Origin of the sequence: Halobacillus halophilus (assembly GCF_020171985.1) — a bacterium.
GTDB lineage: Bacteria > Bacillota > Bacilli > Bacillales > Halobacillaceae > Halobacillus > Halobacillus halophilus_A.
Window position 1 is genome coordinate 162,081 of record NZ_JAIVAL010000007.1, and the last position, 13,471, is coordinate 175,551.

19 protein-coding genes are annotated in these 13,471 nt (G+C 38.5%); 3 read left to right on the top strand and 16 right to left on the bottom strand.

The window, feature by feature from the left end:
* Window positions 1-100: 100 nt before the first annotated feature.
* Both LCM11_RS13125 and LCM11_RS13130 read right to left on the bottom strand, forming a co-directional pair.
* On the bottom strand, window positions 101-517 hold the full coding sequence (locus tag LCM11_RS13125; RefSeq protein ID WP_224894744.1) for a hypothetical protein: 417 nt from the start codon (window positions 515-517) through the stop codon (window positions 101-103).
* A gap of 72 nt (window positions 518-589) precedes the next feature.
* Window positions 590-1,423: a metallophosphoesterase gene (locus LCM11_RS13130; protein WP_224894745.1), complete on the bottom strand. Its 834-nt coding sequence runs from the start codon at window positions 1,421-1,423 to the stop codon at window positions 590-592.
* A 362-nt stretch (window positions 1,424-1,785) separates the two neighbouring features.
* Between LCM11_RS13130 and LCM11_RS13135 the strand changes: the two genes are divergently transcribed.
* The gene (locus LCM11_RS13135; RefSeq protein WP_224894746.1) at window positions 1,786-1,974 is read left to right on the top strand and encodes a YjzC family protein; all 189 of its coding nucleotides are present in this window, start codon (window positions 1,786-1,788) and stop codon (window positions 1,972-1,974) included.
* A 118-nt stretch (window positions 1,975-2,092) separates the two neighbouring features.
* On the opposite strand, the gene LCM11_RS20560 is transcribed toward LCM11_RS13135, so the two are convergent.
* Window positions 2,093-2,290: a DUF3953 domain-containing protein gene (locus LCM11_RS20560; RefSeq protein WP_224894792.1), complete on the bottom strand. Its 198-nt coding sequence runs from the start codon at window positions 2,288-2,290 to the stop codon at window positions 2,093-2,095.
* 255 nt (window positions 2,291-2,545) lie between these two features.
* Window positions 2,546-3,094, bottom strand: coding sequence for a hypothetical protein (locus LCM11_RS13145; RefSeq protein WP_224894747.1), 549 nt, complete (start codon window positions 3,092-3,094; stop codon window positions 2,546-2,548).
* A gap of 140 nt (window positions 3,095-3,234) precedes the next feature.
* On the opposite strand from LCM11_RS13145, the gene LCM11_RS13150 reads away from it, so the two are divergent.
* Both LCM11_RS13150 and LCM11_RS13155 read left to right on the top strand, forming a co-directional pair.
* Complete coding sequence (locus LCM11_RS13150; RefSeq protein WP_224894748.1) at window positions 3,235-3,444, top strand: EamA family transporter; 210 nt, start codon at window positions 3,235-3,237, stop codon at window positions 3,442-3,444.
* Window positions 3,445-3,718: 274 nt separating this feature from the next.
* Window positions 3,719-4,096, top strand: a complete 378-nt coding sequence (locus LCM11_RS13155; RefSeq protein WP_224894749.1) for a hypothetical protein — start codon at window positions 3,719-3,721, stop codon at window positions 4,094-4,096.
* A 27-nt stretch (window positions 4,097-4,123) separates the two neighbouring features.
* Here LCM11_RS13155 and LCM11_RS13160 read toward each other — a convergent pair whose 3' ends face one another.
* The 12 genes from LCM11_RS13160 to LCM11_RS13215 all read right to left on the bottom strand — a co-directional run bounded on the left by LCM11_RS13160 (window position 4,124) and on the right by LCM11_RS13215 (window position 13,349).
* Window positions 4,124-4,486, bottom strand: a complete 363-nt coding sequence (locus LCM11_RS13160) for a DUF4440 domain-containing protein (RefSeq protein ID WP_224894750.1) — start codon at window positions 4,484-4,486, stop codon at window positions 4,124-4,126.
* Window positions 4,487-4,567: 81 nt separating this feature from the next.
* The gene (locus tag LCM11_RS13165) at window positions 4,568-4,999 is read right to left on the bottom strand and encodes a DUF4871 domain-containing protein (RefSeq protein WP_224894751.1); all 432 of its coding nucleotides are present in this window, start codon (window positions 4,997-4,999) and stop codon (window positions 4,568-4,570) included.
* Between the two features lie 79 nt (window positions 5,000-5,078).
* Window positions 5,079-6,698 (bottom strand): FAD-dependent monooxygenase, encoded by a 1,620-nt coding sequence (locus LCM11_RS13170; RefSeq protein ID WP_224894752.1) that lies wholly within the window; start codon window positions 6,696-6,698, stop codon window positions 5,079-5,081.
* 325 nt (window positions 6,699-7,023) lie between these two features.
* Window positions 7,024-7,590, bottom strand: a complete 567-nt coding sequence (locus tag LCM11_RS13175; protein WP_224894753.1) for a hypothetical protein — start codon at window positions 7,588-7,590, stop codon at window positions 7,024-7,026.
* A gap of 198 nt (window positions 7,591-7,788) precedes the next feature.
* Window positions 7,789-9,024 (bottom strand): aminopeptidase, encoded by a 1,236-nt coding sequence (locus LCM11_RS13180; RefSeq protein WP_224894754.1) that lies wholly within the window; start codon window positions 9,022-9,024, stop codon window positions 7,789-7,791.
* 256 nt (window positions 9,025-9,280) lie between these two features.
* Window positions 9,281-10,186, bottom strand: coding sequence for a zf-HC2 domain-containing protein (locus LCM11_RS13185; protein ID WP_224894755.1), 906 nt, complete (start codon window positions 10,184-10,186; stop codon window positions 9,281-9,283).
* Window positions 10,183-10,671, bottom strand: a complete 489-nt coding sequence (locus tag LCM11_RS13190; RefSeq protein WP_224894756.1) for an RNA polymerase sigma factor — start codon at window positions 10,669-10,671, stop codon at window positions 10,183-10,185. Before LCM11_RS13190 ends, LCM11_RS13185 begins: the two co-directional genes overlap by 4 nt.
* A 172-nt stretch (window positions 10,672-10,843) precedes the next feature.
* Window positions 10,844-10,909, bottom strand: a complete 66-nt coding sequence (locus tag LCM11_RS20520; protein ID WP_224894793.1) for an NUDIX domain-containing protein — start codon at window positions 10,907-10,909, stop codon at window positions 10,844-10,846.
* A gap of 55 nt (window positions 10,910-10,964) precedes the next feature.
* Window positions 10,965-11,816, bottom strand: coding sequence for a CPBP family intramembrane glutamic endopeptidase (locus LCM11_RS13200; protein ID WP_224894757.1), 852 nt, complete (start codon window positions 11,814-11,816; stop codon window positions 10,965-10,967).
* A gap of 217 nt (window positions 11,817-12,033) precedes the next feature.
* Entirely contained in the window at window positions 12,034-12,471 is a 438-nt protein-coding gene (locus LCM11_RS13205; protein ID WP_224894758.1) for a GNAT family N-acetyltransferase, read from the bottom strand.
* A gap of 148 nt (window positions 12,472-12,619) precedes the next feature.
* Window positions 12,620-12,811: a hypothetical protein gene (locus LCM11_RS13210; protein ID WP_224894759.1), complete on the bottom strand. Its 192-nt coding sequence runs from the start codon at window positions 12,809-12,811 to the stop codon at window positions 12,620-12,622.
* A gap of 145 nt (window positions 12,812-12,956) precedes the next feature.
* On the bottom strand, window positions 12,957-13,349 hold the full coding sequence (locus LCM11_RS13215; protein ID WP_224894760.1) for a hypothetical protein: 393 nt from the start codon (window positions 13,347-13,349) through the stop codon (window positions 12,957-12,959).
* Window positions 13,350-13,471 lie beyond the last annotated feature (122 nt).

Below are 13,471 nucleotides of genomic sequence, written 5' to 3' on the forward strand. Positions count from 1 at the left end.
GACCTTTAGCTTAATAAACTTTTTTGAATGGGAAGTAGTTTTAAGATCCCTTAACATAGAAGACCGGCAGAATGTTATGATTCTGCCGGTCCCTCCCTATCTATGATTCTGTGTATCGGTATTGACTTCCGATTTTAGCTACCGCTGCGCTCACGAGCAGGTGCAGGTGAAAATAAATAAAGCCGCACACCACTCCCGTTCCAAACATACTGCTGATATCACTAAAGTATAAAGCATCCAAACTTCCACCTGAGGCCAGATCAAACACATGCACACCAAACAGCAGAGCGATCATAATTAATCCCCCTGCGAGAGAATAAACGGAGAGATTTACGCCGTACGTTTTCTTCCATTTCAATTGCTTCTGTAAAGCTTTCAAACCGAGCCCGCTGGCGATAAACCAGAAAGCCGCTACGTAAAAGACAAGGATCGTAGACATGTCTGTACCGCTGACGTGATAACTGTACGTTGAGACCAGGGAGGCAGCTACGACTCCTGTGATGATATTTTTGACCATTTTTCCCTCTTCCTTCCTTACAATAAATAGCTAACCTCACGGACTGTTCATAGTGAAAGACACCTCTACATCTCAGTCTTTATGAGTAACCTCCATTAAACTTATCTGACTTTGATTAAAAAAACGTACGTGCACCACGCTTGTTCCGAGTCCTCTATCCACATAAAGCAACTGGTTAAAGCCAGTCCGGTACATGCCTTGATCATAATCTGGTAATAATCCCTGACCCGGTGCCACAAGCGATCCGACAAACGGAATTCTCACTTTCCCTCCGTGAGTGTGACCGCTCAGGATTAAGTCCGCCGGTTTATCTTTATATTCGTTAACAAAATCGGGAGAATGAGAGAGCAGGATCGTATAAAATTGCGGATCCATCCCCTCGAAGGCTTGCTCCACTTTCTCCCGATTGGAATTAACATCATCAATTCCTACAACATTAATGCTAAGGCTATCATTTAAATGAAGAACCCTGTGTTCATTTCTTAAAACCGTGACACGCCTTTCTTTAAGCCCCTCCAAAAATGGATGAGTTAAAGGATGATCCCACTCATGGTTGCCGGTCACGTAAAAAACATGAGGGTACACACCGACGATCCGCTCTATTAAAGAAAAGACCTGAGTCCATTGTTTCGTATTCCGGTCTATCAGATCTCCGGTGATCACCACCACATCCGCTTCTGCTTCTTCAATCGTCTGAAGAAGCTTCTTATTACTTCTTCCAAATACTTTATTATGTAAGTCACTCATTTGCAATATTCTGAACCGACTGCCTTCTGGTATTTTTTTATGAGTAATCTTTACCTCTTTCCGTTTGAATACATTCGTATCATACATAACTTTTCCAATGGCTGCCAAGCATATGAATACGCCGCTCACCACGCTTGCCACTTTGATCTTTCGCCCCATCTTGTCCACCACACTGACCCTCGTTATTTTTACAAAATCTTCATTATTATCCTAACATATGAAAGACTTTTTCTTACAGATAAAAGCAAACCATAACCTTGCCTTTTTATATAGGTCCCAAAATTTCTCATTTGCTGTAATAGACCCCTTAACGTGCAGAGTTGCTGCATTATCTCAAGTGAAATTGCGTGCAGTTTTCAAGACTTCCAGCTTCTTGAAAAAGCGTCCTAAGCAGAGGTTATTACTCATTAATCTTATACAACACATTCATTTTGAAAAAATTGGATGAAATGGGTTTTAACTTCCTGATAAGGGGTACATTTGCTATGTAAGAATAATAAATTAAAAAGGAGTTTTCAATTATGGCAGATCGTTTCAAGACTGGAGAAAAAGCACCAGAGAATGGCACGTATGAATTTGATGGCTTAGTAAATGAAGGAAACGAGAATGACGTAACAGAAGATGAAAAACATATCGAACTGAGCAGTGGAGATACTTTCCCACCAACTCGTTCTAATAAAGATGCAGCTTATTGGAAGAAATCCAGCTAACCATTTTTTAATCCTCTAGTTTCTAACTAGAGGATTATTTTATCGGGAGACAGGAAGAAGGAAGCAAAGCCAGACTTTCATAAAATCTCCGTTTCCATTATAGAAAACGCCCCCATTACTATTTCTGAATAATAATTAAAAAAAGATCTCCGACACTAGAAAGACATAATAATGCAGTACCAATAAACACATAGCCCAACACAGAATTACGAGTTTTCTTAAATTCTTCAAGCCCCATGACTAACGAAAGACCTGCTAACAACACCATTAGATACGATATCAGATAAGCAGTTTGGTCTGTTAGTAATGCATACATGGATAGAATCACAACTATAATAGCCAGAATAACTCGAATCTTCTTTAGCAAATAACCACCTCATTTTTTGGAAGCTTCTAACTTTGTCACTTTTATTATACAAAATTATCTATTAAGAATGAGAAGGATTTATATCTTTATTACATATGGGACAGCTTGATTTGCAATAAAGGACGATAAACTTATGAAGCCACCGGATCATTAACTATAACCATTTCAGATTCTATCTTCACCTACCATATCTGCTACAGAAGCTCAGATGCCGTAGCGGTCCATAACTTCCCCATTCTTATTTAAAAATTCTATTGGTCCCCAGGCATTAACTTGATAGAAGTAACGACCAGTATGAGTGGTTATGATATCTATTTCTTTTTTCTCGTCGTTCACTTCGGCCGTAACGGTCGCTATATTCTCGTTTTTCAAGACTCCGAAAACAATTGGCATCTCTTTTATATTCCCGTCCTCAGTTTCAAAATGAAATACACGGTGTGTTGCACTAAAGAAGTCCTCAGTGATCGCCGTCATATCAGAATCAATGAATTCCCAGTCATGATCATGTTGAGCTTTTAATAGTGAGACCCCTACGTAGTTGAACTGGCTATGATCTGCACCTTTTGCTGTAAAAAGGGCTATTGTTCCCTCATTTAGTTTTTGTTTAGAAAGTACATTATTTACTTTTATTTCATCAGACCAGCCATTGTTAATAGCCTCTCCTGGTGTTTCATTACTGCACCCTGTAAGCGCACCTACGAATAATAAAAATAATAGAATCTTTAAAAATTTATTCGTCCTTTTTATCGTCAATTGTACAACCCCTTTTTAATGATGACTATCCTATGCTTTATTTATATTCGATTTAAGAACGCTTCTTCCATCAAAAAACCGCAAACTACTTTAACCATTGCGTTCTTTTCGTTTTGCCTCACCCTTTTGTTTATTGCAGCATGGATGAAGCCTTCAGCGTAGCAACATCCAACGACATTGGATGGTTTCTTTTCCTTGAAATTCCGGGGGCTGGAATTTCGTTTATCCTGTATGTAATTGGCATTCAGTGGACTGCTCCGACTACTGTGTCCATGGTCGCTATGGTCGAGCCGGTGACAGCTTCATTATTCGGCTTTCTGCTGATCGGGGATCATCTGACCCTCATATAACTGCTTAGCATGGCGGTCATTCTGGTTACGGTTGTTTTACTTAGCGTACAAAAGCCTCCTCCAACACTTTAAAGGAAATCATAATTATATGTATCTCCTCTTTCAAACGTCTAACTTTTTTCTTCCATAAGACTAGTACCTTCTCCTTTTAAAGAAACTAAGTTGAAGAAGTCATGATACCGAACTCATGCCCATTATATTATGGGTGTTTTTCGTTAGGGAATCGTTTGATACCCTATATATAATATTTAATTCAAGAATGAGGGTGGATGCTTTGAGAAAGATCGCTTTCGTCGTATTATCTTTTCTATTTATTACCGCTTGCTCGGAAGGAAACGGTGATGCCTATATTACTTATGAAGGGAACAGCAACAATTGGAAAGGACAGCTTCAACTTTCAAGAGACGACTCCAGTATGAATGGCACCTATTCATTTCGATTACTTAGTGGAGAAATGACTGAAGTAGAAAACCTCACGTTAAACATTAATGAAGGGGGAACTATTCTGAAGGAAGAAAAGACCCTACTTGATCAACCAATTGAACCTTCTATTCAATGTTCTGGATGTCTGCCTTTTGACGAAGATACGATTATTCCCGTAGTGATTCGCTGGAATGGAAAAGTGGAAACATTCCATTTAAAAGCAGACTAGAAAGGTGAAAATAGCACGTGATACTCTTTAAGAGTCCGTAACCGTTCCCTGGTGAAATGTCATTTGCCATTTTTCATCATGATATGTCCAGACGGAGCTTCTTAGAGAGTGCTGCTGTTTACTAGCTATAAATATCTTAAAAGTAGTTAATACAGCTTTTGAGGAAAGGTGCTTCATCTTAAAATTATCCATGGTGATCTCTGGATCGTCTTCAGATGGTAAACGCTTCAAAATGTTGTCTTTATCGTAAATTTCACCTGTGCTTGAGTATTCTACAAAGTCATCTGCTAATAATTCATGTAATGTTTTTTTGGATTTGCGGACTTCACCTTTAAGTAAAGTGGTTTCTAAATCATACAAATGTTCTTCTAGTTTTCTCTCTTTACCCATTCCAACTCTCTCCTATACTCACTTAATCTACTGCAGCATGTAAAAAAGGGATAGATCCGTTTAAAGTAAACTCTTTATGAATTACGATACCTCTACTGTCATCTTCTTAAATAATTCTCCCCCAACCAAAACACTGAGCTCCCAGGTGCCTTCTGAAGGAAATTCCATATTTGATGGAGTATGGGCATCTGCCCCATTATGAGGGCCAGCCAACGAACCATCCACTAAAGTCTTTTTATCATTGGTTTCAAGATTGACTCCTGTAACTTTAAATGCTTTTCCTTCAAGATCATGATTGTCCCATAAATGCCACATATATTTATCTTTCTGATTCGCGACTAAATTTTCCCCTTCACCTACTATAAATCCTGCACTCTCTTCCACACCGAGCATGGTATAATTTTCTGTTTCAAAATAAGAGGCTTCTTTTGCAGTTATTTCTTTTTCGTTAGAACAACCAGTCACTGAAAATAGTAAGGATAGAATTAGGAGTAAGTAGATCCTTCCGGCCATTTTTAACCTCCTCTATTGTCTTGAAAACGTAGCTTTATGTAAAAGCCGGCACATGGGCAGAGCCGGCTTTTGCAGGAGTCTAACTAAAGAATCGAGCAAGTTTGTCCATCATGGCTTCCGCATCAGTCGACGTTTCATGAAACGCAACATGACCGTCGGGACGGATAACTAACGTATTGCCTTTTTCCATACCTAGTTTCTTTTTCAAATCCCGGTGGACATCGTAAATAATTGGAAGTTCGTCCCCATCGGTGCGGACGGTGCCACCCTTCGCTACGAGGAAGATTTTTAATAGATGCTGATATTTTTCTTTTACCTTCTCATAAAAGGAATAAGCATAGTCAATTAACTCCTGGTTCTGAGCGTCAATATAAATAAAGCAGAGAAGGCCATGTTCCTGAATAAGCGGGTAAAGTCTTTCATCATTCGTTCCATCAAAGAATAACAGGTGATCCGGAATTCGTTTCCCTGCTTGGAGGGCCCCTCTTGAGAGGGAAGAATTCCTCAGCGCTTTGTTCCCGGAAGTCTTCGTGTACTCGTTATAAACATGGGACAAGCGATTGGCTACGATCCCTTCAATCCAGCTCTGTGTGAGAGCCGCTTTTCCTGTCCAGTTCCGTATTCTGCCTTCAATTCCATCTAGATTAATAACCTTCAGCATCGTAGAGGTTTCCTTCAGGATATCTTCCCCAATTGGCGAACGCTCTTCGTGGTAGCTGTTAAGAAAGGAATCATTCGCGTACCCTTTTAACACGGCATCAAGTTTCCACCCGAGATTCGACGCGTCCTGAAGTCCAAGGTTCATTCCCTGACCGCCTAAAGGATTATGAATATGGGCTGCATCCCCTACAAAGAATACCCGGCCTGTCCGATAATTAGGAACCTGTCTGTGAGCGGTTCCAAAATAGGTCAGCCACTTTGGATTCTCCACCTTATAAGAAACAGGAAGAATCGTGTCCATGCTCTCCTGCAGTTCTTTCAGAGAGAGCTTATCCTTATGGGGAAGGCCCTGCTTGGCCCGGTCCATCCCCACCACACGGTAGCTGCCATCTGCATAAGGAAAGAAAGCAACGGCACCGTGGTCGTTAAGCGTCATATCAATATAGATCTCGTTAAGGTCAGGAATATCTACATCTCCAAGGAAAAAGGTGAATCCTTCATCTTTACCGATAAAATCGACACTCAGGTCTTTGCGAACTTTACTATGAACCCCGTCACAGGCAATTAAGTACTTGGCAAAATAGTTTTTAAGTTCACCCTCATGTATGGCACTTACATAAACCCCTTGGTCAGACTGGAGCACTTCTACCACTTCATGTTCTCGCTCGACCTTACCGCCTGAGGATTCTAAATGATCTTCCAATATAGCTTCGGTTTCACTTTGAGGGATAATGAACAGATAAGGGTATCTGCTTTTTATGTGATAAAGTTCGACCAGAGATGGTTTCTCTCCCCCTAAATGAAGTTTCGCCCCCGGCCCGGGATATCCCTTTTTCAAAAAAGATTTATGAAGCCCTAATAACTCAAACATTTCAAGAGTTCTGGCCTGGATGCCCAGAGCTTTGGACAAATCGGAGGGTTCTGCTCTTTTCTCCAAACAGATGAAATCCACATCTCTTTTCTGTAACTCATTGGCTGCCATAAGTCCTGAAGGGCCTGCTCCAATAATGAGTACATCGGTTTCGATAACGGAACTCATAAACAGCGCTCCTTTCCTTCATTTATATCATGAACTCTGATTGATGGTTTACCTATAAAAATCATTCCAGCTTTACGTCAATGTACTTTTCAAGGCAATTAACACACACATCTATCCTCCTGTCCGTGCGCTTCGCCATAAACAGCTAATCATAGTACGATACCCGTAATCCATACCCTCATGCACATGATGACACATCCAAACACATACCAGATTTATACATATCCTGGGCTGAAGTTAAAAAACCCCTCTCAGCCATATACGGTTAAGAGGGGTTCTGTGGATCCTATGTAGAAGTTTGTTTAATCTTTTTCCTAATCATCTACTAAGATGTTCCATCATCCAGGATCGTAATTTTACGATTTCCGCTGATTAAACTTCTCAAGCGCGGATCTACCTTTCTTGCTCTCCAGATAATTTGAGAAAAGTTTGCCGGGGCGAATTTGTAGTGGTCAATCAAGTATTGCTCAAAAGCCTCATGATCAACTTGATTATGATGTTCTTTTGCATACTTAATTAAAATGCTGGTCAATTCCTTATAACTCATACTCTTATCCGAATCTTTCGATAAGGCTTCAGAATTCGTGGACAGAATATAATCATGCTTGGAAGCTTCTTTTGGTGGATCTTCCTTATAATGATTCGTTGTTTTCTCTATTAAAAGATCAGCAGGTATATTCGCGCCATATCCCCTTAAATCTTCATCTGTTTCGGCAAGTGTCTTTAAAATAACGGACGTATCCGGATCCTCATTTCTTTCGTCCAGACGTTCCAGGCGGCGTATTAAATCCTGCTGTTCGTCCGTAAGCTTCTCAATCATTTCCCGCAGATGCTTTTTTTCCTCTAGTATATTTTCTAAACGCATCGCTATCGCTTGTTTTAATGTAAACATGCGCCAGGGCCCTCCTTTTAAACGTACCACTTATAGAATCATGATAGCATATGAAAAAAGGAAGGATATTCTAAAACCTCTCGGATATTGAAAATTTGATAAAAAAGTTGCTGTTACTGGAGTCTTTCTCTCTCAAATTCAAGGTAAATTAATGCACATTGAATTTTAATGCTATGAACTATTTAGCTTTAAAATATTTTAAAATGCCCAATTTCCGTTTCGGAAAATCGGAACGACCTCACCTGATGCTGTTTCACCATCGATATCGAGATCGGCGGTTCCAATCATAAAGTCGACATGAATCAGGCTCTCATTCAATTCCATTTCTGCTAGTTTCTCTCTACTCATTTCTGGTCCGTCCTCTAATGCTATTGGTAAACCCTCACCAAGCGCTACATGGCACGACGCATTTTCATCATATAACGTATTATAGAAGACAAGCTCTGAATTAGAAATCGGTGAGTTATGCGGAACGAGTGCTATTTCACCTAAATATTTCGCACCTTCATCCGTTTCTAATATTGATTTAAGCACCTCATAACCTTTTTCGGCACTATAATCTACCACTTTTCCCTCTTCAAATGTTAAGGAGAATCCAGAGATAAAATATCCATTATAGTTTAAAGGCATAGAGCTGTGAATAACACCGTTCACACTACCTTTCTTAGGAACCGTAAACACTTCTTCCGTCGGTATGTTTGGAACATATGAAATCCCGGTTTCACTTGTGAAATTCGCACACATCCACTTATGTAAAGGTGGTAATTCAACAGAAAATCTAGTTCCATTCTTCGATCTGTAATGGAGCTTGTTAAAGTTGTGATCGTTCAGAAAGCGTACCGACCTATTCATCGTTTCAACGTGGTCCTTCCACGTCTGCACAGGATATTCTGTATTTGTTCGTGTCACATCAAAAATTTGTTCCCAAAGCATTTGCATACTTTCTTCTTCGGAATGATCAGGGAATACTTGCTTGGCCCACTCTTTTGATGGTACCGCTGCAATACACCAGTTCATTCTCCCTGAAATTTGATAAGACTTGAATGGACGCAATGCTTCTGCAATTGCTTTTTGTGCCATAGATACACGTTCAGGATCCACGTCTTTTAATAAATTTGGGTTTGGAGAAAAAACTTGCAGCAAGGCTGCACCATCTTCCGCCATTTTCTCGTACCCCTTTGCTTTCCATTCAGGGTAGTATTTCAGTCCCTCTTCTGGCGCTTTTTCATATTTGGTCCGCAAAACTTGTTCATCAGTATACTCCACCATCACAACCTTCGCCCCTCTGTCATAAGCCACTTTCACAACCTGCTGTACAAACTCTGAGGCGTGGATCGGGGCATCAATAATGAGCGTCTGGCCCTTTTGAAGGTTCAGACCAATCTCTACAGTAATATCAGCATATTTTTCGAGCCGTGTCATACCATTATTCATACAATCAACCTTTCTGAGTTTATTAGAGAACTAGAGCAAATCAATTTTTAGAGTTTCGACCCCACCCCCCTTTTTGTTGAAGATAGACTCTGATCAGCAGAATTTTGGGGCCCCCCCATTCAAAAGATACTTTTTGAACATGTTTTAGAAATCTAAATCCATCAGGGACCCTTCGGAATTAAGTAATATAGAACTTAAATGAAGAAAAGAATCGCTGATTGGTGGGGCTATTACAAACTAGTGAAAGCGACAACTATTATAAAGTGCTTTTCGGCTTCTTAACTGATAATTTTTTTAATATGTTCCTTCCAGCTAACAATGCAAAATATAAAGGAATTGTGACTAGTAATATTGCATAAAAGTCTCGTCCAGCAAGGTAAGTGGCAGAGTGAAGACCTTTTATAAGTAAGTGAGCCAACATGTAGGAGATCGGCAATAGAATAATTATTTCCAGTCCATTTTTTATTATCTCGTTCTTACGGAATAGGGCCCATCCAATTCCACAAATAAGTGAAAATCCTATAGCAAACAACACATAATAGCTTAAGACTAGCCGGGGTAACGTCACGACAGAACCATTCGTTATTGAATCTCCATAAATTAACGTATTTTCACTTCCATCGGTATTGTAATAATAGATGGAAGAGACCGTTTCTCCATTCGGGTTTAAGACCGTATTTTCCAGTTGGTTTTTGCTTATTTTCTGGTCCCAAATCGTTTCCCATGTTGTTATATCATAGACATAACCTGAATTGTCGGCTGCAGGAGATTGATTTACATTAAATCCAGAGACTTCTTCACTAAAATTCAAAAGTACTGTTCCGTCATCCTTTTCAATAATTGAAACCGCATTTTCATTATAAGGAATGTATTCAGGCGTTGTCAGATAAGCCATTGTAACCACTGCAAAAACCAATGTTACCATGACTGAAAGGATAATCGTTTGCAGCTTTTTTCTTCGCAATGTATTTTGTATGTTTCTTAAGGGAGCTATATCGGTATCTACTGGCGGTTCTTCAAAAGTCCTCATTTCTTCAAGTCGTTTTTTGCAGTTTTCACAAGAAGCTATATGTTCTTCAACTAGATCTCTAGTATCTTGACTTGCCATATCCTCAACATATAACGGCAGTATATCCCGAATCACATTACAGCTGATTTTCATCGATAATCCCCCAATCGCGCTTTAATCTTTTCCCTGGCACGGTGATAAGTAACACAAGCCCAGTTATCACTTTTGGCAAACAATTTGCCAATTTGCTTAAATGACAGTTCTCCAAATACACGGAGCGTGAAGACCTTTTTGTATGGCTCTTTTAAATTCTGGATCATTTCATTTACCTTCATAGTCGCTTCTGAAGTGGCTATTTCCTGTTCTACATTGTCTCCACTTGGTGATTCTGGTACCGAATCAAAATCTACAAAGCTTTTTTTCTTACGCAAATAAGAGTAATAACTGTTTTTGGCAATTTGGCATAACCAAACGCGAATATCACTATCCCCTTTGAAACTGTCCAGTGATGCTAATGCCTTCATAAACGTTTCCGACGTGATATCTTCAGAGAGATGCTTATCGCCAGATAAACTATACACATATAAAAATACATCTTTAAAGTATGTATGATAAATATCCTCAAGCTGTGTCACCATCTCACCTCCTTACATATAAGACGCGATAAACTCAAATATCTTACAAAAAAATTTAAAAAACCGAACAACGTACGTCCGGTTGTTTTATCTTCTATTATAATTATTGGGTACTGTAGTCGATACTTCTCCCCATGTATCCGGAGCTATAAAGCGAGAGATCTGTAATTCCTGTTTATTCTTTAACTTCTCTAAGAGCAGCCTCCCAGGCTTTTTCCCCTTCTTTAATTCCTCCACCTATCGCCCCGTTTGTTTAAGACTCGGTTTCACGATTATTTGAACTTAGAAATGTTTATTCAGTTATCTAGAAAAAACTCTCCTTGAGTTGAAGATGGTATCCCTTTTTCCCTTGGATAAAGTTTGATTAATCCAATCACCGTCGCAAAAAGTAATGTAGCAGCAATGATACCAATTACAATCAAATCCATTTGGGTAGGTAATGATTGGGTTTCCTCACTCCCCATTAAAATAGGTGAAAGGTAGAGTTCATTCATTAAAGCTAAGAGATTCCCAAAAGAGTGTAAGATTATAGGAACATATATTTTACCGGTTTTCAGATAAGCTATTGAGAACAATATAGACATTAAGAAAGCACTAAAGAAACTAAAGGGGTGACCAATAGTAAATAAGATTGCAGTGAATACCAGCCCCTTGATACGGCCGTATTTTATAACAAACTTGTTAAGCATCATTCCCCTAAAAAATAGCTCTTCTATAACTGGAGCTAACACACCAGCTAAAGTAATTCTCAACAGAATATTAGAAGGCAAAGCTTGGTTCTGCAGTCTTTGATCTGCTAAAGGGACATCACCTATGTCAGGATATGCAAAAAGAATGGAAACGCCAAGAGTCATAAATAAGGCTGCTGCGGTTATTTTTACTAATGGAACAAAGGAAAGCATTCTTATCAAAGGAATCTTGACATCATTTTTAGTGCTTAATTTTGAAAACCTCATCCCTCTTTTGGATAGCTCTAGGTACATCCATAAAAAAATAAATATGTATAATGCAATATCTGCTATATCAGAAGTTAATTCACTGGAATTAAAACCAATTGAAAATAGCGCATACGATATTTCCCAAACTAATACGAAAGGTATGATTGGCCATAGTTTTACATTTATAAAACCTATCTTCTTTTGATTCATTTGTTCCTCCTTTCAAATAAATTATATATAGACTAATGCTTATTATTTCAAAGCCCCTAGATATACTCAAGGTAAGATTAAAGGATTATAGTAACGTTTGATTCTCCCAAACCAAGCTTTTTTAATTCTCGAAAATAAAGAAAAGACGACTATCTTATATTAGATAATCGCCCCTTTAGGTGTAGACTCGACTTCGATATATATACGTATGAGGACCCTAAAACTCCAAACTCATTGTTACAGTTCGTTTGTTAAAGCCCATTTTCTCGTATAGTTCAATAGCTTTATTTCCAGAAAATACACTTAATCGGATTTCAGAATACCCCTCATTTTTAAGAGAATCAATTCCAGACCTCATTAGCTTTTTGGAAATTCCCCTACCCCGAAATGATTCTAATACAAACAACTCATAAATAAATCCGGTTGTTTTATCTTTGAATTGGTCTTTACTGCTCCCCAAAAGTATCCAGCCCATCAATTCATGACCATCTGTCGCAATTAAGTAATAACTTCCCCTTTCTAGAAGAGAATCCACAAGTTGAGCAGCTTTTTCAGTAGTAGGTTTTACTTTACCTAATGTCCCATCGAACATTGCTTTTGGAGATAAAGAAATAACTTTTTCAAGTTCATCAGCTTTAGGTTTCCTGATTATCATCGAACTTCCCCCTCTTAACTACATGGTAATCCTGTAATCCTGGCTAAACCCTAAATATGTATGTAAATAAGCTAGGGGCTTATTTTGCAAATGCTCCCTTTACAGAAAGACTTGAATTCGAGGTAATCAACAGACTTTTTATGAATTTCTAATTTTTTGGATAAGGGATGAATTCTGAACCATCATCAAATATTCCTAAATAGAACGCAATTATTGTAAGGATTAGAACAATAATAATGATTCCCAAAAGGGAATAATGGGCATTTTTATCTTTATTCTTTTTCTTAATTTCTGTTCTGTATTTCTGTTGGACTTTTTCCTTATATCTATTATTTTTCATTGTTACCCTCCCAATTGTTGAAGGTGTATAAAGTTATAATAGTTTTCCTTCTAATCAGCCAACTTGCAAATACTAAGAACTCCAGCCACTGCCCTATTATTAAAGAATTGCCGCCATATCTGGAAGACTCTCTTTCAAGGAATTCTTATTTCAATTGGATGGTTTCTTTATTTCCTAACCATTGAACCGTAACATTAATTGTATCTTGAACTGATTCAATTTCATCGTCATTATTAGTAATTGTAGTAGAAAATCTCTTTTTTTCGGGAGAACTTCCCTCGAAACTTTGAGAAACAGTACCCCCAGAAGACCCTATTTTATAGGAATACTCCAATTTTTCAAGCGTTTTCAAATCCCTTAAGTCTCCCTTATAGTGGATCACTAACTCTTTGTATTTAGTTGGACTATCTTCATTAATACCTAGATCCACTTCCCAATGTTCACTTTCCCCGCTATAAGCAACTTCTTCATTTGAAGAGCAACCAACTGCAAACAAAAACATAAAAACAAGAATCATTAAACCTAAAGCCTTTTTCAATACATCTCCCCCTTGTTTTAAATAATAGCCGCCTTTACTATAAGACTTGAAATCAAGATATTTCTAGGGGGTTATTCCACTAACTCTCTTTAGTTAATTAGATTCAAGATTTCTAACAATGG

Coding starts and splice junctions, on each gene's coding strand:
- LCM11_RS13125 (WP_224894744.1), bottom strand. CDS start 517: ATGGTCAAAAATATCATCACAGGAGTCGTAGCTGCCTCCCTGGTCTCA.
- LCM11_RS13130 (WP_224894745.1), bottom strand. CDS start 1,423: ATGGGGCGAAAGATCAAAGTGGCAAGCGTGGTGAGCGGCGTATTCATA.
- LCM11_RS13135 (WP_224894746.1), top strand. CDS start 1,786: ATGGCAGATCGTTTCAAGACTGGAGAAAAAGCACCAGAGAATGGCACG.
- LCM11_RS20560 (WP_224894792.1), bottom strand. CDS start 2,290: ATGTATGCATTACTAACAGACCAAACTGCTTATCTGATATCGTATCTA.
- LCM11_RS13150 (WP_224894748.1), top strand. CDS start 3,235: ATGGATGAAGCCTTCAGCGTAGCAACATCCAACGACATTGGATGGTTT.
- LCM11_RS13160 (WP_224894750.1), bottom strand. CDS start 4,486: ATGGGTAAAGAGAGAAAACTAGAAGAACATTTGTATGATTTAGAAACC.
- LCM11_RS13165 (WP_224894751.1), bottom strand. CDS start 4,999: ATGGCCGGAAGGATCTACTTACTCCTAATTCTATCCTTACTATTTTCA.
- LCM11_RS13170 (WP_224894752.1), bottom strand. CDS start 6,698: ATGAGTTCCGTTATCGAAACCGATGTACTCATTATTGGAGCAGGCCCT.
- LCM11_RS13175 (WP_224894753.1), bottom strand. CDS start 7,590: ATGTTTACATTAAAACAAGCGATAGCGATGCGTTTAGAAAATATACTA.
- LCM11_RS13180 (WP_224894754.1), bottom strand. CDS start 9,024: ATGAATAATGGTATGACACGGCTCGAAAAATATGCTGATATTACTGTA.
- LCM11_RS13185 (WP_224894755.1), bottom strand. CDS start 10,186: ATGAAAATCAGCTGTAATGTGATTCGGGATATACTGCCGTTATATGTT.
- LCM11_RS13190 (WP_224894756.1), bottom strand. CDS start 10,671: ATGGTGACACAGCTTGAGGATATTTATCATACATACTTTAAAGATGTA.
- LCM11_RS13200 (WP_224894757.1), bottom strand. CDS start 11,816: ATGAATCAAAAGAAGATAGGTTTTATAAATGTAAAACTATGGCCAATC.
- LCM11_RS13205 (WP_224894758.1), bottom strand. CDS start 12,471: ATGATAATCAGGAAACCTAAAGCTGATGAACTTGAAAAAGTTATTTCT.
- LCM11_RS13210 (WP_224894759.1), bottom strand. CDS start 12,811: ATGAAAAATAATAGATATAAGGAAAAAGTCCAACAGAAATACAGAACA.